The sequence below is a fragment of the Mesorhizobium sp. M0909 genome, assembly GCF_040319515.1.
Lineage (GTDB): Bacteria > Pseudomonadota > Alphaproteobacteria > Rhizobiales > Rhizobiaceae > Mesorhizobium.
Genome location: NZ_JAMYOA010000006.1, coordinates 15341 through 39389 on the forward strand (window position 1 = coordinate 15341; position 24049 = coordinate 39389).

Consider the following 24049-nt stretch of genomic DNA (forward strand, 5'->3'; position numbering starts at 1 on the left):
CTGGCCACAACCTTCGCCAATTGCCGGGCATAGTGTCGCCGGTGGCTAGGGCATGGGTTCGGTTCAGCCAAGGATGAGACCAGCCAACAGAACGGTAAGAATAAAGGACAACACGACGGTAAGTAGCCCGCATGCTTCCAAAGTGTTGGTTTGCCAAGCTTTCGTCGGGCGCCTCCGGTTTGAATTGCTGTTTCGCGAACCAAACTTCATCGGGCACCAGATCGGACGCGGAGCCGGCTTGAATTTGGCAAAGCGCTCCTCTTCATCGGCCCGGAAGGCATCTCCGCGAAACTCCGGAGCACCGTATGCGCGGCGCCGGCCTGCCTTTCATCGACCCGGGCCATCACCAGTATGACACCTTCTGCGATCTTCGGCTTGCGCGGCTTCTGGGCGAAATTGGCGAAAGTTCCGAGAAGCACGCCGGCAAAGCCGCCCCACGCCGCACCGACCAGAGCCATGCCGGTCATCCCCGCAGGATCAACGTCTTGAGCTCCAAAAGCGCTGAAACCGGCTAACAGACCAGCCGTGGCGCCAAGTGCGGCACCGGCGACGGCGCTCCGCCAGAGAGCGCTCATCTCATCGTCGTAATATCCAGCAACGCTGATCGGTTCATCGTTGTCGTTGTAAGATCCGACCACGCTGATCTGGCGACGGCGAATCCCGGCAGCCTGAAGCGCGGCAACGGCACGTGCTGCCTGGGCATGGGAATTGAACAGTCTGCTGATTGTTTGCATTTACGCCCACGCCCGACGCTCGTTAGCAGCGTCGGGCCTCTCCTCCCTGGCTTTGAACTCTTCCGCCCGGACGCATCTTCGTCGCGCCAAAGCTCACCACAACGTGAGCCAGCCGGCTACGTTCCTCAGCCGAGGCTTCGGTCCAACCCCAGAGTGTCTTGCTTGGGACCTAAGTCTGACCAGCTTGGGCGTGCTGAGGCCATGCCGCGCGGGGACGGTCGCCAGCTCGAAGAGAGGGTTCAGATGCTATCGCAGACCCAAAAAACTCAAAATGGCTATTACGATCACTATCGCGCCGACCAGCCAGATAATGTTGTTCATGATTGCACTCCTTCGCCTCCGGGCGGGGCGCACGCCGGGGCGAAGCCCGCCACGCAAGTAGAACATTAGATACGGCTAAAGGTTCCTCGCGGGGCCTCGCTGTCGAAAGAGCCCACCGCACCAGTCGGCACGGCGGGCGACGCGAGTTCACCCCGGTCGGAGAAGACGGCGTTGCGTCCAAGGCTCAGCTGATGCTTCTGGACCAGTCATCAACCTGGCGCTCCGCCTCTTCCTTGGCGATGCCATATCGCTCCTGGATACGCCCCAAGAGCTGGTCCCGGTTGCCCTCGATCCGATCAAGATCATCGTCGGTTAAGTCACCCCACTGCTCTTTCGCCTTGCCTTTGAACTGCGTCCATTTTCCCTTGATTTGATCCCAGTTCATATGTTCCTCCTTGCTTCCTGGGCCCGCACTGAAGCGGAGCGCGGACCGATCGGCATTTCAATGTCGGTGACGAATGAAGATTAGCGGCCGCTAAAAGTTCCGGTGCCGGCGCAAAAAGCCTGCCGTGCCCGTGCCGGACTGCGAGCTGATGTTGATGATGCCTGGAGCTTGATGCTCCTTGCAGCGCCACCCTATCCTGTTGAAGTCGCTGAGCTTCTTCCTGATTGGCTTTGGCTGGCAAGTCTCGACAGGCTGCCCAGCAGCATCGTTCTGTCCTTGCCGATCATCAGCACGCCGCTGTCGGGCGCCAACAGTGCCGAGAACGGCAGCATCGCCGCGCCGATCGGCGAGGCCTCGGGGCCGAATTGTCCCGAGACGATTTCCGGCGCCACGATGCCGATGGCGCTGATCCTGTTGAACTGGGTCTGCACCTTTGCCAGCAGCTCGAGATGGATCGGCCGCGGCAGGATGCTGTCGAGAACGATCGCCTCGATGTCGATGACGGAGGTGATTGCGATGATCGCCTCGACCAGCGCATTGGCGCAATCGTCGATCCATTCGGACAGCGGTTCGCGCGCCCCCGGCGGCAAGGGGTCGAGTTCGCGCACGCGATTGATTTCGATGCCGCGCGATTTGAGATGATTGACCAGCACATAGATCGAAGCGCGATGCAGCAGGCTCTGGTAGCGCGCCGGCTTGGCCGCCACCGAATCGAGGCTTGAAGGCGAGACCGGCAAAGGACCGAGCGCGGCGCTGTTGCCGTGCGGCCCGGTGTGGACCTTGCCGCCTTGCACCAGTCCGCCGCCGACAAAGGTGTCGATCGAGATATGCATGAAGTCGCGGAACCGCGCGCCGGTCCCCTGGATGAGCTCTGCGAGTGCAGCCGATGACGCGTCGTTTTCCACGAAGACCGGGGTCTTCGGCTTTGTGGCGAAGAAAGTCGTCAGATCGATTGCTTCCCAGCGGCTGCCAAGGTCGTCGGGAAAGCCGAGCTCCTCGCTCCAGCCGCCGAGGAAATAGGGCGAGGCGATGCCGACGCCGACGATGCTGGCATCGCCAAGCCCCTCGATCAACTTGTCGAAATTGGCCAGCGACATGTTGCCGGCCTTAAGCACCATGTCGGGATCCGGAAAGCGATATTCGTGCGACTCGCGCGAGCGGACCTCGCCGGCGAAGTCGACGAGCACGGCTTCCAGCGCGCGCCGGCCGATCTTGATGCCGACGCTGTAGATGCGCTCCGGCGCAAGTCGGTAGAGAGTGGACGGCGATCCGCGTTGTCCGAACCTTTTTCCCACTTGCTTTACGAATCCCGATGATTCCAGCCCGTCGACAATGGTGGCGACCGCGGCTGGCGTCAGATTTGCGGCGCGCGCCAGATCTGACTTGGATGCCTCCTTCAGGCGGCGGATGGCATCAAGCACGAAGCGCTCGTTATAATGCCGTACCTTGACCGAATTGCTGCCTTTTCCGGACAAAACCGGCGCCTCCCCATTCATTCCCGCAGAGTCACTCCAGTCGTCGGCAGCTTTAGGGCTGCCGCGGGAGAGAGCACTCAATCGCACCCGTGCGCGACGCGACAGTGCCCTTCGCGGCCATGGAAGTCAATTTTCCAGTTGCGGCATTCAGTCATTTAATATAGCAAATTGAAAAAACAGACCAGGGAGGAAAGGTGCTGCACTTGGGCGCATTAGGCGAAGCCGACGCCATGGTGAAGAACGACGCGGCTGTCCCCGTTGCCCTGGTTCAGGCGACAAAAGCCTTCGGCGGCACGATTGCCCTCAAGGACGCGTCCTTCGACTTGCGCTCAGGCGAGGTGCTGGCTCTGCTTGGCGAAAACGGCGCCGGCAAGAGCACCTGCGTAAAGCTGCTGGCCGGCGTGTATCTCCCGACCGGCGGCCATGTCGAAGTCGATGGCAAGCCTGTGGTCTTCCATTCACCGCACGACGCCCAGGCTGCCGGCATCTCGGTCATGCACCAGCACCCCGGTCTTTTCCCTGATCTTTCGGTGGCAGAGAATATCTATCTCGGCCATATGCCGCGCGACCGCTTCGGCGGCATCGACAACGCCGCCATGCTTACCGGCGCGCGCAGGGTGCTGTCGACAGTCGGCCTCGACGTGCCGGCCGAAACCCGGCTCGGAACGTTGCGCACCTCCGAACAGCAACTGGTCGAGATCGCCCGCGCCCTGTCGCTCGACGCGCGGGTGCTGATCATGGACGAGCCGACGGCCGCCCTGTCGCAGCGCGAGGTCGAGCGGCTGTTCACTGTCGTCGCCGACCTGCGGCTGCACGGCGTGGCGATGATGTTCGTCGGCCACCGCATGGACGAGATCTTCCGCATCGCCGACCGCATCGCGGTGCTGCGCGACGGACGTCTCATTGGCGTCAAGCCGAAGGCCGAGCTTGGCCGCGCCGCCGCCATCGGCATGATGGTCGGCCGCGAGGTCACCGACCTCTATCCGCAACGAAGCCACGCCACCGGCGCACTGGTGCTGGAGGCGAGGGGGCTTTCGCACGCCGGCGGCTTTTCCAATATCGACCTCAAGCTCCATGCCGGCGAGGTGCTCGGGCTCGGCGGCCTGGTCGGCAGCGGTCGGACCGAGATCGCGCGCGTGCTGTTCGGCATCGACCAGCCCGATGCCGGCGAAATCCTGATCGACGGCGAAGTTGTGCGCTTCGCCTCGTCACGCGACGCCATGGATGCGCGCATCGCCTATGTCTCGGAAGACCGCATGGGCCAGAGCCTGGTGATGGATTTTTCCATCCTCGACAATGCGGCGCTGCCAATCCTCGACAAGGCAGCCCGCTCCGGCTTCTACGGCACGAACCGCGCGATCAACCTGGTTTCGGACTGGCTGAAGCGCATGAAGCTTCGCTTTTCCGGCTACGCGCAGCCGGTGAAGGAACTGTCCGGCGGCAACCAGCAGAAGGTGGTGTTGGCCAAATGGCTGCGCACCGAACCGCGCGTCCTCATCCTCGACGAGCCGACGCAAGGCATCGATGTCGGCACCAAGGCGGAAGTGCATGCGATGATCGCCGACCTTGCCGCGCAGGGAATGGCCATCATCCTGATCTCCTCCGAAATGCCCGAACTCATCGGCATGTGCGACCGCATTATCGTCCTGCGCGAAGGCCATCGGACGGCCGAATTTGCCAGGGGCGAAGCCACCCAGGAAAAGGTGCTGGAAGCAGCGACGAAAGCCGGCGAAAGCGCCGATGCGGCGGCACAGGCCGCTGGCGAGGAGAAGAGAAAAGGGCCGCTCGACATACTGAAGCGGCGGGAGTTCGGCCTGCTCGCCGCGATGCTGGCGGTCGCGATCCCGGTCACCATCATCAACCCGCGCATGGTGAGCGCTGCAAACCTGACCGCCGTGTCGATGGATGCCGCACTGCTCGTGGTTGCAGCACTCGCGCAGATGCTGGTGCTGATCACCCGCAACATCGACCTTTCGATCGCCGCGGTGATTGGCCTGTCGGCCTACATGGCGGCCAGCATGGTCCAGGCCTATCCAGGGCTCGACATCGGCATCGGGCTGATGACCGCATGCGCCGTCGGTGGCGTCGCCGGCCTGATCAACGGCCTCGTCGTCACCAGGGGAAAGATCCCGGCGATCGTCGTCACGCTGGCCTCGATGTCAATCTTCCGCGGCTTCAACTCGATCTGGGCAGCCGGCGACCAGATCAGCGCCGACGAAGTCACGCAAGCCTGGCTCGACATGACCGGCCTGAAGATCGCCGGCGTGCCGCTGATCGTCGTCATCGCAATCGTCATCCTCTGCCTGGGCTACGTGCTGCTCTATCGCACCGCCTTCGGGCGCGAACTGTTCGCCGCCGGCTCCAATCCCGACGGCGCGCGTCTGATCGGCATCCCCGTCGACCGGCGCATTCTGCTGGCCTTTGGCATGGCCGGCCTGCTCGGCGGCCTGTGCGGCGCGCTGTGGGCATCGCGCTATGCGACTATCGACGCCCGCGTTGCGCTCGGCTTCGAACTCACGGTGATCGCGTCGGCAGTGGTCGGCGGCGTCGCCATCCGCGGTGGCTCGGGCACGCTGCTCGGTATCATCCTCGGAGCCCTCACGCTGCTGGTCATCAAGAACGGGCTGACGCTGGTGCGCGTCGATCCGCTGTGGCTGCAGGGCGTCTACGGCCTGGTGATCCTGGTCGCCATCGGCATCGACACCTTCATCGTACGGCGCGCCGAGCAGGCAAGACAGGCGAGGGCGCGGTGAAAAAGTTCGTCCGTTCGATCGACTTCTGGGATCTGCTGCTGGCGACCTCCTGTGTAGCCATCTTCCTCTATGCCGCGATCTTCGTGCCGAATTTCGTTTCCGGCTTCAATCTCTCGCAACTGGCCGCCAGCGCCTCGGAAAAGGCATTGCTGATCCTGCCGATGACGCTGCTCATCATCACCCGCGAGATCGACCTGTCGATCGCCTCGGTGCTGGCGCTGACATCCGTCGTCTTTGGCTTGCTGGTCCAGGCCGGTGTGCCGACGCTTGCCGCAATCCCGCTGACGCTCGTCGGCGGCGGCCTGCTCGGCGCCTTCAACGGCTATCTGGTCTCGGGCCTTGGACTGCAGTCGTTGGTTGTGACGCTCGGCACCATGGCGCTCTATCGAGGCATTGGCTACATCCTGCTCGGCACCGGCTCGGTCAACATCCTGCCGCCCGCGGTCGTCGATTTCGGCATCAACAACCTGCCTGGCACCGAGATACCGTGGACCATCGTGCCCTTCCTGGTGCTGGCGCCGGTGTTTGCGGTCGTGCTGCAGAAGACGCCGACCGGCAAGCGCATCTACGCGCTCGGCGGCAGCCCCGAAGTGGCGCGCTATTCGGGCATAAACACGCGGCGGATGGTGCTGAACCTGTTCGTCGTCTCGGGCGTCATCGCCGCCATAGCCGGCATCGTCTATACCGCGCGCCTCTCCAACGCCCGCGCCAACAATGCGCTCGGCATGGAACTCGACGTCATCACCATCGTGCTGCTCGGCGGCGTCAGCGTCTTTGGCGGCAAGGGCCGCCTGACCGGCGTCATGCTGGCACTGGTCCTCATCGCCATCATCCGCAACGTGCTGGCGCTGAACCAGATCGGTGGCGACGCCCAGGGCATGATCATCGGCCTGCTTCTGATCGGTTCGCTGCTGGTCGGCAATTACTGGCGCTCCACACAGGAGATGCTCAGCAGATCCCGCGCAATGCGCGAGACAAAGGGGTGATCTCGGGCCCCTTCCTTCAAGCCCGAATTTTGACGGAGGAGTCACAATGAAAGCGTTTAGATTAGCCCTGCTCGCATCCGCGGTTCTGCTTGCGCCAACGTCGCTGGCCTTCAGCCAGGAATGCGCCAAGGAACCCGTAACGGTCGGTTTCCTGCCCAAGCTCGACACAGATCCCTACTTCAAAGTGGCCTTCGGAGGCGCACAAGAGGCGGCCAAGGAAATTGGCGGCACCGCCACCCAGGTCGCCCCGTCGCAGGCGACTGCCGAGGCGCAGATCGAATTCATCAACAGCCTCGTCTCGCAGAAGGTCGGGGTCATCGCAATTGCAGGTAACGACGCCAATGCGGTCGCGCCTGCGCTGAAGCGGGCCGTTCAGCAGGGCGTCAGGGTGATTTCGTACGACTCCGATGTGGCTGCCGATGCCCGCGCGGTGTTTGTCAATCAGGTCAAGGGCGACAGTCTGGCAGAAATGATGCTGGAAAGTGCATTCGCCCTCAGCGGCGGTGAAGGCGAATTCGCGATCCTGTCGTCGACGCCGACGGCGACCAACCAGAACGCCTGGATCGACTTCATGAAGGCGAGGATGGCGGCCGAGCCGAAATTCTCCAAGATGAAGCTGGTGCAGGTGGCCTATGGTGAAGAAAGCGAACAGATCAACCAGCAGCAGGCATTGGCGCTGGTCCAGGCGTTTCCCGATCTCAAGGTGATCATCGTCCCGGCAGGCATTGGCCTTCCGGCGGCCGCGCGTGCACTCGAGGAAGCGGGCATGATCGGCAAGGTCAAGCTGACCGGCCTCGCGCCGGCCACTCTGATCTCGAAATACATCAAGGACGGGGCGGCTCAGGATATCTGGTGGAACGTCACCGATCTTGGCTATCTTACCTATCAGACAGCCCAGGCGCTTGCGCAGTGCAAGATCACCGGCAAGGAGGGTGAGAAGTTCACGGCAGGCAGGCTCGGCGAATATACGATTGGCGCCGGCGGCGAACTGATCCTTGGTCCGGCCAAGATCGTGACCCCCGAAAATTTGGCCGAGTTCAAGTTCTGATTCTATGGAGCCAAGCTCCAGAGGGGCGCCGGTCGATCCGGCGCCCTTCCTAAAAACCTCTTGAATGAAAACAGTGCGGGGCGGCAATGAAGATCTTGCTTGCAGGCGAAACCTTTGCAGCGACGACGTCGGTTGCCATCGGCAGCGACGTGCTTACAACTGCGGCCTCGACAAATGGCGCGACGGCCTTCAATGCCGCGCTGGCCACTGAAGGCATCGCCGTCACGCAGATCGGCGGCGAGCGTTGCAGCGCGGAGTTTCCTTATGACCTCGATGGGCTCGCCCAATATCAGGCGGTGGTGATCTCCGACGTCGGCGCCCTGACATTGCTGCTCACGCCGGATGCCCGCGCCGGGCGTGTCGGCGTCAACCGCCTCGATGTGCTCAAGGCCTATGTCGAAGCTGGCGGCGGGCTGATGCTGGCCGGCGGCTATATGGGCTTTCAGGGCATGTTCGGGACGGCGCGTTTCCACGACACCTCGGTCGAGGACGTTCTGCCGGTCCGTTGCCTACCCTACTGCGACGGCATGGAGGTGCCGCAAGGCCTGCAGACCTCCATCCTGCAGTCGTCACATCCGATTTTTTCCGGGGTGGAGGGGCCGTTGCCGCCGATCCTCGGCATGAACAAGCTGGAATTCAGGCGCGACGGTTCGTCCCGGCTTCTGGCGACCTGCCACTATCGCGGCACCGACTGGCCGCTCCTTGCCGTCGGCAGCTACAGCCGCGGCCGCACGATTGCCTGGGCAACCGATATCGGCCCGCATTGGCTCTCGCAGGATTTCCTCGCATGGCCGTTCTACGGAAGACTGATGGCGAACATGGTCCGTTGGCTCGCCGGCGATGAATGAGGAAGCCGGACAACCAGGTTTCACCCAGTGCGGTTGTCCTGGCGCGGCCGCTGCCGCGCGAGGCGCCGGTGACCAGCACCACCTTGCCGGCGAGGTGGAATTTCGGCGTGAACTCATTTGCCATGCAATTCCACCTTGTTCTTCAAATCGGTCCGGCTGCCGTGTCGGACCGAATAGGCTCGCGTGAATTCTGCGCCCAGCAGAAATATCTCCGCCGAATAATAGACCCATAACAGCACGACGAGCAGGGCGCCGGCCGCGCCGTATGACGATGAGATGGCGCTGGTTCCGATATACCAGCCAATCAGCGACTTGCCGATGGTGAACAGAAACCCGGTGACCACGGCGCCCAGGCCGACATCGCGCCATTGCAGGCTGCGGTCGGGCAGCACCTTGTAGATCGCGGCAAACAGCAGCGTGATCAGGGCAAACGAGACGATCCCGTTGATGGCGCTCAGGATGATGGTGCCGAACGGCAGATAGGCGTTGATGACCTCTCCGAGCGCCGAAATTGCAGCGCTTACGACCAGCGACACCAGGAGCAGGAAACCAAGCGCGGCGACCAGGCCCAGGCTTGCAATGCGTGCCCGAACCAGCCGCGAGATCGTTGCCCCGCTCGGTTTGACTTTCCAGATTTCGTTCAGCGCCAGCTGCATTTCGCCGAACACGCCGGATGCGGCGACGAACAGCGTGACCAGCCCCAGAATGCTGGCAAGGGTTCCCGCTTCCTTCTGCGAGGCGTTCTCGATCGTCGCCTGCAGCAGCTCGGCACTTTGCGGCCCCATCAGGCCGGCGATCTGTGCCGAAAGGGCGAGTTGCGCCGCCTCGTGCCCGAAGGCCATGCCGGCGATAGCGACAACGATGAGCAGGATCGGCGCAAGCGAAGTCGTGGCATAAAACGCTATCGCCGCCCCATGGCTCAGCGCATTGTCGTTGACGAAGCCGAGGATGCTTTGCCTGAGGAGTACCCAGCCCTCTGTCGCCAAGTTCCACATGTGGGCCTCGCATAATTGTCATTAAACAAGTAGCGGCGAGATAGAAGTGGGCGAGGGGTAGTGGACAACCTGGCCGCCGGCTCTGAAAAAACCTCGCCGAGGCGCAGGTGTTGCTGGCCGAATTGCGGTAGCCCGCGAGAAACCGACGCAGCCGCTTTCGTTGAGCCGCTCACCCTTATTGCCTAAGGAAATTGGACGCGCTCATGATCCAACCAATGGAACTGCGACAGTCGTCCCATAATTTATCGGATACCGATCGAAGTACGGGAACTCGATAACGAAAGCATACCTGGCCGTGAGATGTGCCATTCGAAAGCCGCCGTTGGGGGCGTCGATTGCTATTGTTACGTCTACGTCTTTCAATCCCAAAGTCAGCAATTTTGCCGTGGCTATGGCTTCTATCTCGGCCTGCGTCAGCGAGTTCTTCATCTGCAGCGCACGCGCGGACGTTTCCAGCGTATACCGAACGCTGGACATGGCATTCAAGGCCCAACCGAATGCGAAGACGCCGATCAAGACCATTATCAGAACAGGGGCGATCAGCGCGAACTCCAACGCAGCTCCGCCTGATGCTCCCCGTATGAAGGCCCTCGCTTTAGCGAACACGGATCACCTGTTGGTGAGTGAGCTCGCGCGAGAGCGAAAACGCGCCGAAACTGAAGGGCGGTGACCAGGTGGCTGTCGCTTGGATTTCGACGAAAACCGCGGGAGCTTTCAAACTGTCGCACAGGACAGATGGGTCGACCACGGTGGTCCCGCACATATATTTCCGGCTCAGCGTCACCTGCGCGTCGCCGGGATGGTTTTCCCAGCCTGAAAGAGCGACAGCTTGGATAGTCGCATCCTCGGCTGCTCCTTGCATCACGAGATTCGCCGCCGTTTTGACGCCTGCACGCATCGACAACGCGTTCGACACAAAAGACCAGCCGTCAATGATGCCAAGGAGTACCAGGCAAAGGATCGGCACAATCAGCGCAAACTCTACCGCGGCAGCACCCGAATCGCTACGGAACATCCGGACTGCTGACCCTGTCACGAAGATTACTCGACAAGCTTTATGGATTGCGTGGCCGGAATGTCTCGCATTCCAAGGCTCGTGCAGTCCTGATTGACGTTCGCGTTGCCGGACCACTGCACGGTACTGGCGATGACCTGAGTGCAACCGCCTTTGCCCGAGAAATTGCCGAGATAATTAACGTCTTGCGTTGGAAAATACAAAGCGCCGGTCAAAAGCGAATCTGCGGTCCCATTAACCGTGTTCGATCCAGTCAGGTTGGCTTTGTCGCCGTAAAACAGCACCCCCGAATAGGTGCCCGACGTTGGTGCGCTGAGCTTGACGGTGGCCGTGCCGTTCATGCTGACGCCGGAGCTGCCGGCCAGATAAATGATGACTCCGTCGCCGGAAATATTCGCGTTCGAGTTCGCTTTGAAATCACCGCCTTGAATGACGTATATCCCGGGCGAAAGCGTTACATTGCCGCTCAAGCTGAGCCCCCTGCAGTATGTTCCAGGTTGCAACACCGACTGATTGCTGTTTCGACAGGGGTTCGTGGCCGGTGGCGCCGGCAAGTCGGCAAAAGGATCGGCAGCGGGCAACGCCTGGGTTATCGGCCTGGCGCACACGGTCGTCACGGGGTTGCTCAACGAAACACCGCCTGCCGATACCAGGCAATCGACCTGAAGGCTTGCCGATCCCTGAAGCTTGATGGCGTCCGCGGCTATCGAATTCGACATCACGACGCAGCCGTTCAGTTTGAGATTCGAACTGCCGGAAAAGAGCGCCGCTTTCGGAGCGGAATGATTGAGAGCTAGAGCGCAGGCCTTTGAGGCGTCGGTGATAAGAGCCACCGCCCTTGCCTGTGCGCCGACCGCATTTTGCGTGAATATCGATGTAAAAAACCGATCGAGGGTCTGATGAACGATGACCTCGACAGCCTTTTGGGCCACATTCGGGCCGGAGGACGGGGGCGTGAAGATTTCGATTGTGCCTGTCGACGGGTCCCAGCCATTCGTTGTCGCAGACAATGTCGCGGCGGAGACTATCGTTGGTTTGTCGGATCCTGAAACCTTTTCCAAAGCTCCAGCATAGGCTGCCGCATCCGCCACCGCTTGTAGCTTCAGGCCGCTGTAATACCAGTAGGAAGTCTCAACGCCGAGACCCGCGCCGCCGACGACGATCGGCAACGACAGGGCAAAAATAGTGGCAACGTTGCCACTCTTGCCGGTTCGTCGCATGCAGAAAAAACGCCTGAAGATACGGGCACGCCAGTCCATTCCTCATTTAAGCCGGGATGCATAAAGGAATGACTAAGAATTTCCGTCCATTTCTTGGCTGTGATCCATTCAAACGGCGCTTAGCGGTTCTGCTGCACCCGTTCGCCGGTTGTGCCCTGAGAGGCATTTTCTAAGATCTGAGAACGCGGACGTTAGGCCCACAGGACCGTCGGTAACACTTTGGCCGGGTGCATTGTCTTCACAGAAAGCAATCCGATTTTGGGGCCAAGCGCAAGAAAACACCGCCGGCGGCCGGTTTCGTTGGCAAACCGTTACCGTTCCCTGCTATTCCCGCATCCTGATGCATGTTGCCCAAGTGTGCCGCGGTTTTGGGACAGCGACATGCACAAAACAAAGACTTAAAGCAGTGGACGCTCTCGCATGACCAATGTCGCCTTGACTGGGCTTGCCCGCGATCTTGCCAAGCGCGCCGCACAAGGCCGCCCGGTGCGCATCGGCGTCATCGGTTCCGGCGAGATGGGAACCGACCTGGTGACGCAAGGCATGCTGATGCCGGGCATTTCGGTTTGCGCGATCTCGACGCGCCGCCCGCATACGGCGCGTGATGCCATCCGCATCGCCTATGGCGACGAGGCGATGGCACGGGAGGCCGATACGCCGTCGAAGCTCAGCCAGGTGATCGAAAGCGGCAAGATCGCCATCACCTCGAACGAAATGCTGGTCACCAATCCGCTTATCGATGTCGTCATCGATGCTACCGGCAAGCCCGGCGTCGCCGCCGATTTCGACCTGATGGCGATGCAGCACGGCAAGCATCTGGTGATGATGAATGTCGAGGCCGACGTCACCATCGGCTGCTATCTGAAGCAGCAGGCCGACCGGCTCGGCGTCGTCTATTCGGTCGGCGCCGGCGACGAGCCGTCGAGCTGCATGGAGCTGATCGAGTTCGCCTCGGCGCTCGGCTACACCATCGTCTCCGCCGGCAAGGGCAAGAACAACCCGCTCAACCACGACGCCGTTCCCGACGACTATCGCGAGGAAGCGCTACGCCGCAACATGAATCCGCGCATGCTGGTCGAGTTCGTCGACGGCTCGAAAACCATGGTCGAGATGTGCGCCATTGCCAACGCCACCGGGCTGGTGCCCGACGTTCCCGGCATGCACGGCCCCAAGGCCGATCGCGACGAGCTGGTCAAGGTGCTGATCCCGCGCGAGCAGGGCGGCATCCTGTCGAAGAAGGGCGTCGTCGACTACACCGTCGGCAAGGGCGTGGCGCCCGGCGTCTTCGTAATCGTCGAGGCGACGCATCCGCGCATTATAGAGCGCATGGACGATCTGCATATCGGCCACGGCCCCTATTACAGCTTCTTCAGGCCCTACCATCTGACCTCGCTGGAAGTGCCGCTGACGGCCGCTCGCATCGCGCTTTATGGCAAGCCCGACATGGTGCCGCTGCCACGGCCGGTGGCCGAGGTCTGCGCCGTGGCCAAGCGCGATCTGGCGACGGGCGAGACGTTCGATGCGATCGGCGAGACCTGCTACCGCTCCTGGACCATGACCGTCGAAGAAGCCCGCGCCCATCGCGCCGTGCCCGTCGGCCTGCTCGAAGGCGGCAAGGTGCTGAAACAGGTGCGGAAAGGCGAATTGCTCACCGCCGACAATGCCGCGCCCGACCCGACGACCAGGCTGTTCGCCTTGCGCCGGCTGCAGGACGAGATGCTGTATGGGGCGTAAGGCTCTCGACCGGTGAGCCGTCGCAATGGTCTCCGGCCGAGCACTGGCGTTGTCATGACGAATTCTCTATATTGTAGTGACGATGAAGGCGGAGGCGATTACATGAATCTTCAGATCAGGGATCCGCGCGCACGCGAACTGGCGCGAGAGCTTGCTGCCAAACGCAAGATTTCGATGACGGAAGCGGTCATCGAAGCGCTTGAATCCGAGTTGAAGAGGGAGAGCGGACGCATTCCCTTGGCCGAGCGGCTTGCTGCCATTGCCAACGACTTCAAGGCCAAGGCAGGCCAAGATGGTCGGGCTATGACGAAGGATGAGATCGATGAGATGTGGGGCCATTCCTGATGTTCGTCGACACCTCCGTGGTTGTCGCGATTCTTTCAGGCGAAGAGGATGCCGGCGAGTGGAGCAACCGCATCGAGGCAGCGCCCGCAAGAATAACTTCGGCGTTGGTGGTGCTTGAAGCGGCGATGCGGCTTTCGACGATGCTTGCCGTGCCGCCGGTTGTCGCCGGAGATGCGATAGAGGCGTTTCTTCGCGAGGCTGAAATCGAAATTGTGCCTATCGACGCCAACGATGCCAAGCTCGCAATCCATGCATTTTCAGACTACGGAAAAGGGCGCGGACATCCCACCCAGCTTAACTTAGCCGACTGCCTTTCTTATGCTTGTGCAAAAAGTCATGGCTCCGCACTGCTCTACAAGGGCAACGACTTTTCGCATACCGATCTCCCGTAATCCGCAATCGGCTGTTACTTCCCCAGCTCGATCGATCGCAGCCGCGCCGCTTCCACCGCCTCGGTGAGCAGGCGCGTCAGACGGTCCTCGCCCATCAGCACGGCAAGGGCGGCAGCCGTGGTGCCGTTGGGGCTGGTCACCTGCTGTCTAAGCACGCCGGGCTCCTCGCCGCTTTCGGCGGCCAGCGATGCGGCGCCGTAGACCGTCTGCATGGCCAGGAGCTTTGCGACCTTGCCAGGCAGGCCGGTCTTCTCGGCGGCCACCGTCAGCGCTTCGATGAAATGGAAGATATAGGCCGGCCCCGACCCGGAGACTGCTGTCACTGCATCCATCAGACCCTCGTCGTCGATGTCGGCCACTTGCCCGCTCGCCGAGAGCAGGTCGGCGACGAAACGCTTGGTGTCGTCAGAGACCAGCCTGTTGGAAAACACCACCATCATGCCCTTGCCGATTGCCGCCGGCGTGTTGGGCATGCAGCGCAGGATCGGCGCGCGATCGCCGAGAATGCCTTCGAACGTAGCGACCGGCGTCCCGGCGGCGATGCTGAGGAAAGTGGTTCGGCCATCGTTGAAGCGGATGTAGCCAGCGGTGACGTCGCGGATCACCTGCGGCTTGACCGCTATGACGACGAGGGCCGGCACGGCGTCCGCCGGGATGGCGCCGGCGTCCGCGGCAGCAGCGCAGCCCAGTGCTTCGGCACGCTTGCGCAACTCGGCATTGGGCTCGACCACGAACACCGCAGCCGGAGCGAGCTTGCCGGCTTTCAGCCAGCCCGAGAGCATGGCAGAACCCATATTGCCGCAACCGGCGAGAACAAGCCTGATCGTCATCGAAAGCCTCCCATAGAGATGGCTTCCAATAGCCGTTCGCGGCAGGGCGGGGAAGCCCCGTTGGGACCGTGATCAGGCGGAAACCCGGACCTTGCGGTTGGGATGCGCATGTAGTCGCGCAAGGGCGCGGCGACCAATTAACCTTTTATTTCCTATGCCTGTTTAGCATCGCTTAACCAGTGGCGGTCGCTACGTCCCAGCCCGAGGGGGGAAGCTCCAGAAACCATGGCTTATAGGAATAATCATGAACACTGGAGGAACGAGCAGTCCCTGCTGTCGTTCCTCGAGGCAGCACGCGACGAAGACGAAGCAGCGCTGGTTTCCCTGGAGGACCGTACAGCCCCGTCATGGCGCGAGGATGCCGCCACACGCCATCGTCTGGCCCGCTCGCGCCGCGAAGCGCGTGCCAGCCCGATCCTGTTGGCAGCCGCAGGCATAGGCCAGCCCCATCCTGATGCGCCAAAGGCCGGCACCATGCTGATGGAAGAGGCTACAGCTTCCGATCGGTTTTTCGACCCCGCTGGCTCCCTTGGCGGCTCCGATTCCGGTTCCGCTGATCGCGCCGCATACCCGGCAGCGCCGCCTACCGCTCTGCTCGAGGTCGCGCGCACCAAACGGCCGGGTCTGATCGGTGCCGTGTTGTCGGCGCTGGGCCGGCTCATGCCCGGCAGAGCGCCGGCGGAGAGGGCATCCGGTGAAACTTCCACCGCGACAAACTCAAGCGCAGCCATGTCGCCTGCCTTCTACCCGCAGCCGCTCTATGCCGGTCGGGCACCGTATCCGCAGCAATCCACGCCGCCGCATTCGGCACATACTCAGGCCTGGTCGAGGGACGCAATTCAGGCCTCGGAAGCCGCCGATCAGCAAAGCCAGATCGAGGAAATCCGCGCCAGCCTGCGCGAATTCCGCGAGGCGGTTCGCGAGCTCACCGAAAACCGCACGCATCGCCGCTATTTCTGAGCGTCGAATAAAACATGCCGGTTTCGAGTTAACGGCATGGGACGGCGCATTGACGGGATTGCCCGGCTCGATTTTCGTGAAAATGCCGCGCTGCATGTCCGCCCGCCCGCGCATGGTTCTGGGCAACGACCTGCACAAAAACATATCTGGAGCACGCCGCATGGATGCGGCAGGCTTAGCAATAGGCGTCGAGGGTGGTTCATGGCCGAGTTGATTGACGGAAAAAGCGTCGCCGAAGACGTGGTGCGGCGGGTCAAGACACTGACCGCCGAACTAGCGGAAAAAGGTGGGCAGCAGCCCGGTCTCGCGGTGGTCATCGTCGGCGAGGATCCGGCGAGCCAGGTCTATGTCGCATCCAAATCCCGTACCGCCAAGGAATGCGGCTTCCATTCGGTTCAGCACACGCTGCCGGCCGAAACCTCCGAGCCGGACCTTTTGAAGATCATCGGCCAGCTCAATGCCGATCCGGCCATCAACGGCATCCTGGTGCAGCTTCCGCTTCCCGGCCATATCGACGCCGGCAAGATCATCCAGACCATCGCGCCGGAGAAGGATGTCGACGGCTTCCACTTCATCAATGTCGGCAAGCTCGGCACCGGCGAGCTTGAGACCGCCTTCGTGCCTTGCACGCCGGCCGGCTCGATGCTGCTGATCGAACGGGTGCGTGGCAAGGACCTGTCCGGCCTCAATGCGGTCGTCGTCGGGCGTTCGAACATCGTGGGCAAACCGATGGCCAATCTTCTGCTTGCCGCCAACTGCACCGTCACTATCGCACACAGCCGCACCAGGGACCTGCCGGCGCTTGCCCGCACCGCCGATATTCTGGTTGCAGCCGTCGGCCGGCCTGAAATGGTCCGCGGCGACTGGGTCAAGCCTGGCGCTACCGTCATCGATGTCGGCATCAACCGCATCGCCGCACCTGAAAAGGGTGAAGGCAAGACCCGTCTCGTCGGCGACGTCGCCTATGCCGAGGCGGCGAAGACGGCCGGCGCCATCACGCCGGTGCCTGGCGGCGTCGGACCGATGACCATTGCCATGCTGATGGCCAACACGCTAGCTTCCGCCTATCTCGCGGCCGGGTTGAAACGGCCTTCCTTCTGACCAGAAAGCAGCGTCCTTGCCGAACCTCACTGTTCCCTTAGAACGGCCGGTCACCAATGATCCCGTTCAGGGCGGCCGACAGTTCGGGTTTCTGCTGGTCGACAAGTTCTCCATGTTCTCGCTGGCCGCGGCAATCGACACGTTCCGGTCGGCGAACCGGCTGCTCGGCCGCGATTTCTATGGCTGGACGACGGTGTCGGCCGACGGCGATGCCGTCATGGCGTCCAACGGCCTGCCACTCAAGATCGACTACGCCGTCGCCGATCTGCCGCCGGTCGATATCCTGTTCGTCTCGGTCGGGCTGACGACGGAATTTCCCGGCAAGAGCAAGGTGCTGGCGGCGCTGCGCAGCTGGGGCCGGCGCGGTAATGCGCTCGGCGCGCTTTCGGTCGGCTCCTATCTGCTTGCCGAGGCAGGCCAGCTCGATGGCTATCGCTGCACCATCCATTGGGAAAACCGCGCCGGTTTCCTCGAGCGTTTCCCGGATATCAACTGCACCGGCAACGTCTTCGAGATCGACCGCAAGCGCTACACTTGCGCCGGCGGCACCACCTCGATCGACCTGATGCTGGAGATCGTGCGCGGTGATTTCGGCTCGAGCCTCGCCAATGGCGTCGCCAACCAGTTCCAGCATGAGCGCATCCGCTCGGCCGGTGACCGCCAGCGCGTCGGCCCGGAGCGCGACCTGACCGGCAAGTCGGAGAAGCTGCGCCGCATCGTCGAGCTGATGGCCGACCATCTCGACGAGCCGCTGTCGGCGGTGCAGCTTGCCAAGTCGGCGGGCCTGTCGGTGCGCCAGGTCGAGCGCCTGTTCCTGCGCCATCTCAGCGTGACGCCCGGGCGCTACTATATGCGGCTTAGGCTCGAGCGGGCGCGCGAACTGCTGCGCCAGACCAACATGCCGATCCTCGACGTGGCGATCGCCACCGGCTTCACCTCGCATTCCTATTTTGCCCAGAGCTATCGGCTGCAGTTCGGCCGGCCGCCTTCCGAGGAACGCCGCACGACCTATTGAGGGTTTTGCACAGCGGCGGCGCAGCTTCGTGCTCCAGCCGGGCTTGTGTCGCGACGCGGCGTCAAATAGCTTTCCGGCGCCGAGCGGCGGCGACTGATGGGGAAATATTCGATGGTGGGATTTGTGCGGAGCGCCGCGGCGGCGACCCTGCTGCTGTGGATGACGGGGTTCGGCTTCGCCGCCGATCGCGTCATTATCGTTCTCGATGCCTCCGGCTCGATGTGGGCGCAGATCGACGGCAAGCCCAAGCTCGAAATCGCCCGTCAATCGCTACGGAACGTACTGCAATCGGTCCCCGCCGACGAGGAAATCGGCCTCATGGCCTATGGCCATCGCGAGAAGGCCAGTTGTGACGACATCGAACTCATCTTGCCACCGCAGGCCGGCTCGGCCAGTGCGATCTCAGCCGCGGCCGACAGCCTGAAATTTCAGGGCAGGACGCCGCTGACCGCCGCCGTCAAACAAGCGGCGGAGGCGTTGAAATACACCGAGGGCAAGGCGACGGTCGTTCTCATCACCGATGGCATCGAGACATGCAACGGCGACCCCTGTGCGCTCGGCAAGGAACTGGAGGCTGCCGGCGTCGACTTCACCGTCAATGTCGTCGGCTTCGGCCTGACGGCGGCCGAGGGCAAGCAGGTCGCTTGCCTCGCCGAAAACACCGGCGGCAAATATATCGAAGCGTCGGATGAAAACGCATTGCAGGACGCTCTCGTCGAGACCGTCGCGCCTCCGCCACCCGCCCCTGAACCGGCTCCCGCCCCGCAGCCTGCTCCCCAGCCGGCGCCCGCGCAGCCGGCGGAGTCCAATTTCGTGCCCACCGTCGTGCTTGCCGAGGGTGGCGATCCCGTCACCGACGGCAATGCCTGGGAGATCTACAAGGCAAATTCCGACGGCACGCGCGGCGATCCCGTCACCACTGAATATGGCGCCTACAAGGGCAATCTTGAGCCGGGCGACTATATCGTCGTCGCACGCGCCGGCGAGGCCAGGGCCGAACAGAAGATCAAGATAGAGCCTGGCCAGGCCGCCAAGCCGCACTTCAATCTGAATGCCGGCACGCTGGTCATCCACCCGCGGCCAAGCGAAGGAGCGGACGTTGACGGCGGCGCGGCTGTCGTAGTCGGCTATCCCGGCGTCGACACCCCGCCGACCTATTACGGCGACACGAAAGTCGTGCTGCCGGCCGGCGACCAGAAGGTGACCGTCACGATCGGCCAGGGCATGGTTACCGAGACGATCCCGCTTGCCGCCGGCAGGGTCATCGACAAGGACGTCATCGTCGGCGTCGGGCGTATCGTCGCCAACGCCTATTATGCTGCCGGCGGCGACAAGGCCGAGGGTTCGGGCGTCGGCTTCAAGGTGCTCCAGGCGAAAAAGAGCGTCGACGGAACCAGGCGGGAGGTGACTTATGCCTACGGTCCGGACAGCAAGTTCGATCTGCCGCCCGACGATTATGTGCTGGTCGCGACGGTCGACCTTGCGGTTGCCGAGCAGCCGTTCAGCGTCAAGGTTGGCGACCATCAGGATCTGAAGATCGCGATGAACGCCGGCATGCTGACGATAACCGCGCCAGGGGCCTCGAAGATCGAGATATTCGAGGCCAGGAAGAACATCGACGGAACCCGCAAGTCGGTCGGCTACGCCTATGACCAGAAGTATGAAGCCACCCTGTCGGCCGGCGACTACGCGGTGGTTTCGGAGAAATCGGACAACAGCTCGAAGGAAGGCACAGTCACGGTCAGGGCCGGCGCGCGAGCCGAACTCACGGTTCAATAGATCCAGGGGAGAGCAGCCGTCAGCCGCTCTTCCTTATTGCCGAAAAAAGATCACGCTGTACCGAAGGCGCTGGCGCCATGGTCGGCGCGGCCCACCAACTGCCGGAACCCGGCGAAAAGCTCGCGGCCGAAGCCGAATTCATTGCCTATGAGGTCGCTGTCGGCGGGCCGGCGCAGGGCAAAGTCGCCGGCCGGCACCAGCACTTCGAGAGTCCCGGCCTCGGCGTCGAGCCTGATGATATCGCCGTCATGGATCCTGGCGATCGGCCCGTCCTCCGCCGCTTCCGGCGTCACGTGGATCGCCGCCGGCACCTTGCCTGAAGCGCCCGACATGCGGCCGTCGGTGACCAGCGCCACATGCTGGCCGCGGTCCTGCAGGATGCCGAGCACGGTGGTCAGCCTGTGCAATTCCGGCATGCCGTTGGCCTTCGGACCCTGGAACCGAATGACGGCGATGAAGTCGCCGGTCAGCGACCCCGCCTTGAACGCCTCGTTCAGCCCTTGCTGGCTATCGAACACCTTGGCCGGCGCCTCGATGATGCGCCGCTCCGGCTTGACCGCCGATGTCTTGATGACGGCGTGGCCGAGATTGCCTGAAAGCACTTTCAGCCCGCCGCTCGGCTGGAACGCCTTCTTGAACGGTGCCAGCACCTTCTCGTCGCCGCTTTGGCGCGGGGAGGCCTCGCGCACGACGCCGCCGTCTGCACCGAGCTTGGCCTCGACCGCGTAGGGGCGCAGCCCTTCGCCCCACACAGTCTGCACATCCTCATGCAAGACGCCTGCGTCGAGCAGTTCGCGGATCAGGAAGCCGAGCCCGCCGGCGGCGTGGAAATGGTTCACATCGGCAAGGCCGTTCGGATAGACCCGCGCCAGCAGCGGCACCGCTTCCGAGATATCGGAGATGTCCTGCCAGGTAACGGCGATGCCGGCCGCCGCTGCCATGGCGATCAGGTGGATGGTGTGGTTGGTCGAACCGCCGGTGGCGTGCAGGCCGACGATGCCATTGACGATCGAGCGCTCGTCGATCATCCGCCCGACTGGCGTGTAGGCGTTGCCGAGCGCGGTGATCGCCAGCGCCCGCTTCGTCGCTTCCCTGGTTAGCGCGTCGCGCAACGGCGTGCCGGGATTGACGAAGGAAGCGCCAGGCGTGTGCAGGCCCATGATCTCCATCAGCATCTGGTTGGAATTGGCGGTACCGTAGAAAGTGCAGGTTCCCGGCCCGTGATAGGATTTTGATTCCGCTTCGAGCAGTTCGGCCCGCCCCGCCTTGCCCTCGGCATAGAGCTGGCGGATCTTGGCTTTTTCGTCGTTCGGAATGCCGGTCGTCATCGGCCCGGCCGGGATGAAGACCGCCGGCAGATGGCCGAAGGTCAGCGCCGCGATCACCAGCCCCGGCACGATCTTGTCGCAGACGCCGAGATAGACGGCGGCATCGAACATGTTGTGCGACAGGCCGATTGCCGCGGCCATGGCGATCACGTCGCGCGAGAACAGCGACAGCTCCATTCCGGGTTGGCCCTGGGTGACGCCGTCACACATCGCCGGCACGCCGCCGGCCACCTGGGCGATGCCGCCGGCCTCGCGCGCCGCGTCCTTGATCAGCGCCGGAAATGTCTCGAAAGGCTGATGCGCCGACAGCATGTCGTTATAGGAGGTGATGATACCGAGGTTCGGCACCCGGTCGCCGCCAAGCGCCACCTTTTCGGAAGGGCTGCAGACGGCAAAGCCGTGGGCCAGGTTGCCGCAGGACAGCACGGCCCGGTTGGCCGTGCGGTTCGAGGCTTCGGCGATGCGGCCGAGATAGGCCTCGCGACCGGGCTTGGAGCGCTCACGGATGCGCTGGGTGATGGCTTCGATGTCGCGTCTTGCGGTCATGGCGGTCGGTCCTTTCAGGCGAGGTCCCGCAAATACCTTCCGGCTGTTGCCGGGACCTGCAGCCAAGTTGAGATCAGGGTGCCCAGAAAACCTCTACGGGCTTTTGAGTGGCATCGAGCACGGCGCGAATGGGCTTTCGTGTTCCAGTTCCAAGCGCGGCCTCGAATGCGGTGCGTTTTTCCGCGCCCTCGATATGCAGCGCGATGAAGGCGGCATCGATGATCCGCGCCAATGACAGCGTCAGCCGTGGCTCGCCGGCGCTTGCCGCGTGAACCGGAAGCACGATCCTTTGCGACGACGGATCGAGCAATCTTGCCAGGTTGTCGGCATCCGGAAAGAACGAGGCGGTGTGGCCATCAGTTCCCATGCCGAGCACAACGACGTCGAGTGGCCAGGGCAGCACTTGCAGCGCCTCACTGTCGGAGACCGCTGCGCCCTCGATACTTGCCGCTGCGCGGTAGAGCGGCACGAAATTCGCGGCCGCGGCCGCGTTCTGCAGCAGGTTGGCGGCAACCAGGCCGGCATTGGAGCGCGGCGATGAGGGCGGCACGAAGCGCTCGTCGACCAATGTTATCGTCACCTTTTCCCAGGCGATCGGAACGGTCGAAAGCGCCGCGAAGAATTTCGCCGGCGTCGTGCCGCCCGAGACCGCGAGCAGTGCCGTGCCGCGCTCGGCGATCGCCTTTGACAGACGGCCGGCGACGTGGCCCGCAAGCGCTGTCGCCAGCTCCTGGCGTCCGGCAAATTCGTGCCAGTTGTAGGCGCCGCCTAATTGCTCTCGTGCCATGTCCGCCCGTCGCGTTCGATCAGCGCAATCGAGGCCGAGGGGCCCCACGTGCCGGCGGTGTAGCCTTGCGCCTCTTGCCTGCCGCTTTCCCAGGCGTCCTGGATCGGGTCGATCCATTTCCACGCCGCCTCGACCTCGTCGCGGCGCATGAACAGCGTCTGGTTGCCACGGATGACGTCCATGATCAGCCGCTCATAGGCATCGGGGGCGCGGCCGTCGAAGGATTGCGCAAAACTCATGTCGAGCGGAATCTGGCGCAGCCGCATGCCGCCCGGCCCCGGATCCTTGATCATGATGAACTGCTTGACGCCTTCGTCGGGCTGCAGCCTGATGACCAGCTGGTTGGCGGAGATCGGCCCGGCGCTCTCGCCGAAGATCGAGTGCGGGATCGGCTTGAATTCGATGACGATCTCCGAAACGCGGGTCGCAAGCCGCTTGCCGGTTCGGAGGTAGAACGGCACGCCCGCCCAGCGCCAGTTGCCGATCTCGGCCTTGAGCGCAACGAAAGTCTCGGTATTGCTGTTCTTGCCGAGTTCCTCGACATAGCCTTTCACCGGCCCGCCGGCCGAGGCGCCGGCACGATATTGCCCGCGCACCGTGTGCTTCGGCGCTTCGTTGCCGTTGATGCGCTTCAGCGCCCGCAGCACCTTCAGCTTTTCGTCACGGACAGCATCGGCGTCCATCGACGACGGCGCCTCCATCGCGACCAGGCAGAGCAGCTGCAGCATGTGGTTCTGCACCATGTCGCGCAATGCGCCGGCCTTGTCGTAATAGGTGACGCGGTCTTCCAGGCCGACCGTCTCGGCCACGGTGATCTGCACATGATCGACATTGGCGGAATTCCAAAGCGGCTCGTAGAGCGCGTTGGCAAAGCGCAGCGCCATCAAATTCTGAACCGTCTCCTTGCCGAGATAGTGGTCGATGCGGAAAATCTGGCTTTCATGGAAGTCGTCGCCGACCAGGTCGTTGAGCGCGCGCGCCGAAGCGAGATCGCGGCCGATCGGCTTTTCCAGCACGATGCGCGAATTCGGCGTGATCAGCCCGTGCTCCTTCAGCTTGTGCGAGATGTCGCCGAACAGCGCCGGCGCCACCGCCAGATAGAAAGCGCGGATGTGTTCGCTGTCGCCGATCGCCTTCTTCAGCCTGTCGAAGCCCGCACCTGTGGTTGCATCTGCCGGGATATAGGAGAGCCGCGCGAGGAACGTCTTCAGTTCCGTGGCGTCGATATCCTCCGGCTTCACATGATCGGCAATCGCCTGCCTGGCGAACGACTGGAATTCCTCGTCGGTCATCTTCGAACGTGATGTGCCGATGATGCGCGTCGGCTCGGAAAACTGGTGGTCGCGCTGCCGGTGGTACAGCGACGGCAGAAGCTTACGTTCTGACAGGTCGCCGGTGCCGCCGAAAATGATGAAGTCGAAGGGGTCGACGGGAATGATCTGGCTGGTCATG

General features: G+C 62.8%; 22 protein-coding genes. 11 read left to right on the forward strand and 11 right to left on the reverse strand.

Annotation, left to right across the window (positions count from 1 at the left end; translation table 11 throughout):
* Positions 1-206 precede the first annotated feature (206 nt).
* The 3 genes from NKH83_RS10855 to NKH83_RS10865 all read right to left on the reverse strand — a co-directional run bounded on the left by NKH83_RS10855 (position 207) and on the right by NKH83_RS10865 (position 2915).
* Entirely contained in the window at positions 207-734 is a 528-nt protein-coding gene (locus NKH83_RS10855; RefSeq protein ID WP_352803999.1) for a hypothetical protein, read from the reverse strand.
* A gap of 505 nt (positions 735-1239) precedes the next feature.
* The gene (locus NKH83_RS10860; RefSeq protein WP_023677416.1) at positions 1240-1440 is read right to left on the reverse strand and encodes a CsbD family protein; all 201 of its coding nucleotides are present in this window, start codon (positions 1438-1440) and stop codon (positions 1240-1242) included.
* Between the two features lie 191 nt (positions 1441-1631).
* A complete protein-coding gene (locus NKH83_RS10865) occupies positions 1632-2915 on the reverse strand; it encodes an ROK family transcriptional regulator (RefSeq protein ID WP_352804002.1) in 1284 nt (427 codons plus the stop codon).
* Positions 2916-3109: 194 nt separating this feature from the next.
* Between NKH83_RS10865 and NKH83_RS10870 the strand changes: the two genes are divergently transcribed.
* The 4 genes from NKH83_RS10870 (at position 3110) to NKH83_RS10885 (ending at position 8550) form a co-directional block, all read left to right on the forward strand.
* Positions 3110-5668 carry an ATP-binding cassette domain-containing protein gene (locus NKH83_RS10870; RefSeq protein WP_502895562.1) on the forward strand — a complete coding sequence of 853 codons (2559 nt, stop codon included), beginning with the start codon at positions 3110-3112 and terminating at the stop codon, positions 5666-5668.
* The gene (locus NKH83_RS10875) at positions 5665-6654 is read left to right on the forward strand and encodes an ABC transporter permease (RefSeq protein WP_352804008.1); all 990 of its coding nucleotides are present in this window, start codon (positions 5665-5667) and stop codon (positions 6652-6654) included. The genes NKH83_RS10870 and NKH83_RS10875 overlap by 4 nt, the downstream gene beginning before the upstream one ends.
* A gap of 46 nt (positions 6655-6700) precedes the next feature.
* Positions 6701-7702 (forward strand): rhamnose ABC transporter substrate-binding protein, encoded by a 1002-nt coding sequence (locus NKH83_RS10880; protein WP_352804011.1) that lies wholly within the window; start codon positions 6701-6703, stop codon positions 7700-7702.
* An 86-nt stretch (positions 7703-7788) separates the two neighbouring features.
* Positions 7789-8550, forward strand: a complete 762-nt coding sequence (locus NKH83_RS10885; protein ID WP_352804016.1) for a glutamine amidotransferase — start codon at positions 7789-7791, stop codon at positions 8548-8550.
* Between the two features lie 113 nt (positions 8551-8663).
* Here the strand turns inward: NKH83_RS10885 and NKH83_RS10890 are convergent, their stop codons facing one another.
* From NKH83_RS10890 to NKH83_RS10905, 4 genes are all read right to left on the reverse strand, one after another.
* Positions 8664-9545 (reverse strand): YihY/virulence factor BrkB family protein, encoded by an 882-nt coding sequence (locus NKH83_RS10890; RefSeq protein ID WP_352800592.1) that lies wholly within the window; start codon positions 9543-9545, stop codon positions 8664-8666.
* 201 nt (positions 9546-9746) lie between these two features.
* Positions 9747-10100 (reverse strand): TadE/TadG family type IV pilus assembly protein, encoded by a 354-nt coding sequence (locus NKH83_RS10895; protein WP_254820550.1) that lies wholly within the window; start codon positions 10098-10100, stop codon positions 9747-9749.
* 40 nt (positions 10101-10140) lie between these two features.
* Positions 10141-10560 carry a TadE/TadG family type IV pilus assembly protein gene (locus NKH83_RS10900; RefSeq protein WP_352702162.1) on the reverse strand — a complete coding sequence of 140 codons (420 nt, stop codon included), beginning with the start codon at positions 10558-10560 and terminating at the stop codon, positions 10141-10143.
* Positions 10561-10586: 26 nt separating this feature from the next.
* Complete coding sequence (locus NKH83_RS10905) at positions 10587-11780, reverse strand: pilus assembly protein TadG-related protein (protein WP_352804021.1); 1194 nt, start codon at positions 11778-11780, stop codon at positions 10587-10589.
* Between the two features lie 420 nt (positions 11781-12200).
* Between NKH83_RS10905 and NKH83_RS10910 the strand changes: the two genes are divergently transcribed.
* The 3 genes from NKH83_RS10910 to NKH83_RS10920 all read left to right on the forward strand — a co-directional run bounded on the left by NKH83_RS10910 (position 12201) and on the right by NKH83_RS10920 (position 14251).
* The gene (locus tag NKH83_RS10910; RefSeq protein WP_352804024.1) at positions 12201-13514 is read left to right on the forward strand and encodes an NAD(P)H-dependent oxidoreductase; all 1314 of its coding nucleotides are present in this window, start codon (positions 12201-12203) and stop codon (positions 13512-13514) included.
* A 102-nt stretch (positions 13515-13616) separates the two neighbouring features.
* Positions 13617-13859: a type II toxin-antitoxin system VapB family antitoxin gene (locus NKH83_RS10915; protein WP_254820546.1), complete on the forward strand. Its 243-nt coding sequence runs from the start codon at positions 13617-13619 to the stop codon at positions 13857-13859.
* On the forward strand, positions 13859-14251 hold the full coding sequence (locus NKH83_RS10920) for a type II toxin-antitoxin system VapC family toxin (RefSeq protein ID WP_352804029.1): 393 nt from the start codon (positions 13859-13861) through the stop codon (positions 14249-14251). The genes NKH83_RS10915 and NKH83_RS10920 overlap by 1 nt, the downstream gene beginning before the upstream one ends.
* Before the next feature lie 14 nt (positions 14252-14265).
* Here the strand turns inward: NKH83_RS10920 and proC are convergent, their stop codons facing one another.
* The gene (gene proC, locus NKH83_RS10925) at positions 14266-15081 is read right to left on the reverse strand and encodes a pyrroline-5-carboxylate reductase (RefSeq protein WP_352804031.1); all 816 of its coding nucleotides are present in this window, start codon (positions 15079-15081) and stop codon (positions 14266-14268) included.
* Positions 15082-15306: 225 nt separating this feature from the next.
* On the opposite strand from proC, the gene NKH83_RS10930 reads away from it, so the two are divergent.
* The 4 genes from NKH83_RS10930 (at position 15307) to NKH83_RS10945 (ending at position 19936) form a co-directional block, all read left to right on the forward strand.
* Positions 15307-16041, forward strand: a complete 735-nt coding sequence (locus NKH83_RS10930; RefSeq protein ID WP_352804034.1) for a hypothetical protein — start codon at positions 15307-15309, stop codon at positions 16039-16041.
* 201 nt (positions 16042-16242) lie between these two features.
* Entirely contained in the window at positions 16243-17142 is a 900-nt protein-coding gene (folD, locus tag NKH83_RS10935; RefSeq protein WP_352804037.1) for a bifunctional methylenetetrahydrofolate dehydrogenase/methenyltetrahydrofolate cyclohydrolase FolD, read from the forward strand.
* Between the two features lie 16 nt (positions 17143-17158).
* The gene (locus NKH83_RS10940; protein ID WP_254820541.1) at positions 17159-18157 is read left to right on the forward strand and encodes a GlxA family transcriptional regulator; all 999 of its coding nucleotides are present in this window, start codon (positions 17159-17161) and stop codon (positions 18155-18157) included.
* A gap of 111 nt (positions 18158-18268) precedes the next feature.
* Entirely contained in the window at positions 18269-19936 is a 1668-nt protein-coding gene (locus tag NKH83_RS10945; RefSeq protein WP_352804040.1) for a vWA domain-containing protein, read from the forward strand.
* Positions 19937-19986: 50 nt separating this feature from the next.
* Here NKH83_RS10945 and edd read toward each other — a convergent pair whose 3' ends face one another.
* From edd to zwf, 3 genes are all read right to left on the reverse strand, one after another.
* On the reverse strand, positions 19987-21810 hold the full coding sequence (gene edd, locus NKH83_RS10950) for a phosphogluconate dehydratase (protein WP_352804043.1): 1824 nt from the start codon (positions 21808-21810) through the stop codon (positions 19987-19989).
* Between the two features lie 73 nt (positions 21811-21883).
* Positions 21884-22597: a 6-phosphogluconolactonase gene (gene pgl / locus NKH83_RS10955; RefSeq protein WP_352804046.1), complete on the reverse strand. Its 714-nt coding sequence runs from the start codon at positions 22595-22597 to the stop codon at positions 21884-21886.
* A complete protein-coding gene (gene zwf / locus NKH83_RS10960) occupies positions 22579-24048 on the reverse strand; it encodes a glucose-6-phosphate dehydrogenase (RefSeq protein WP_352472717.1) in 1470 nt (489 codons plus the stop codon). Before zwf ends, pgl begins: the two co-directional genes overlap by 19 nt.
* Position 24049: the final 1 nt, after the last annotated feature.

What these genes read in the sequence shown, in the direction of transcription:
- NKH83_RS10855 (WP_352803999.1), bottom strand. Translation starts at nt 734, where the DNA reads ATGCAAACAATCAGCAGACTGTTCAATTCCCATGCCCAGGCAGCACGT.
- NKH83_RS10860 (WP_023677416.1), bottom strand. Translation starts at nt 1,440, where the DNA reads ATGAACTGGGATCAAATCAAGGGAAAATGGACGCAGTTCAAAGGCAAG.
- NKH83_RS10880 (WP_352804011.1), top strand. Translation starts at nt 6,701, where the DNA reads ATGAAAGCGTTTAGATTAGCCCTGCTCGCATCCGCGGTTCTGCTTGCG.
- NKH83_RS10885 (WP_352804016.1), top strand. Translation starts at nt 7,789, where the DNA reads ATGAAGATCTTGCTTGCAGGCGAAACCTTTGCAGCGACGACGTCGGTT.
- NKH83_RS10890 (WP_352800592.1), bottom strand. Translation starts at nt 9,545, where the DNA reads ATGTGGAACTTGGCGACAGAGGGCTGGGTACTCCTCAGGCAAAGCATC.
- NKH83_RS10900 (WP_352702162.1), bottom strand. Translation starts at nt 10,560, where the DNA reads ATGTTCCGTAGCGATTCGGGTGCTGCCGCGGTAGAGTTTGCGCTGATT.
- NKH83_RS10905 (WP_352804021.1), bottom strand. Translation starts at nt 11,780, where the DNA reads ATGCGACGAACCGGCAAGAGTGGCAACGTTGCCACTATTTTTGCCCTG.
- NKH83_RS10910 (WP_352804024.1), top strand. Translation starts at nt 12,201, where the DNA reads ATGACCAATGTCGCCTTGACTGGGCTTGCCCGCGATCTTGCCAAGCGC.
- NKH83_RS10915 (WP_254820546.1), top strand. Translation starts at nt 13,617, where the DNA reads ATGAATCTTCAGATCAGGGATCCGCGCGCACGCGAACTGGCGCGAGAG.
- NKH83_RS10920 (WP_352804029.1), top strand. Translation starts at nt 13,859, where the DNA reads ATGTTCGTCGACACCTCCGTGGTTGTCGCGATTCTTTCAGGCGAAGAG.
- proC (WP_352804031.1), bottom strand. Translation starts at nt 15,081, where the DNA reads ATGACGATCAGGCTTGTTCTCGCCGGTTGCGGCAATATGGGTTCTGCC.
- NKH83_RS10930 (WP_352804034.1), top strand. Translation starts at nt 15,307, where the DNA reads ATGGCTTATAGGAATAATCATGAACACTGGAGGAACGAGCAGTCCCTG.
- folD (WP_352804037.1), top strand. Translation starts at nt 16,243, where the DNA reads ATGGCCGAGTTGATTGACGGAAAAAGCGTCGCCGAAGACGTGGTGCGG.
- NKH83_RS10945 (WP_352804040.1), top strand. Translation starts at nt 18,269, where the DNA reads ATGGTGGGATTTGTGCGGAGCGCCGCGGCGGCGACCCTGCTGCTGTGG.
- edd (WP_352804043.1), bottom strand. Translation starts at nt 21,810, where the DNA reads ATGACCGCAAGACGCGACATCGAAGCCATCACCCAGCGCATCCGTGAG.
- pgl (WP_352804046.1), bottom strand. Translation starts at nt 22,597, where the DNA reads ATGGCACGAGAGCAATTAGGCGGCGCCTACAACTGGCACGAATTTGCC.
- zwf (WP_352472717.1), bottom strand. Translation starts at nt 24,048, where the DNA reads ATGACCAGCCAGATCATTCCCGTCGACCCCTTCGACTTCATCATTTTC.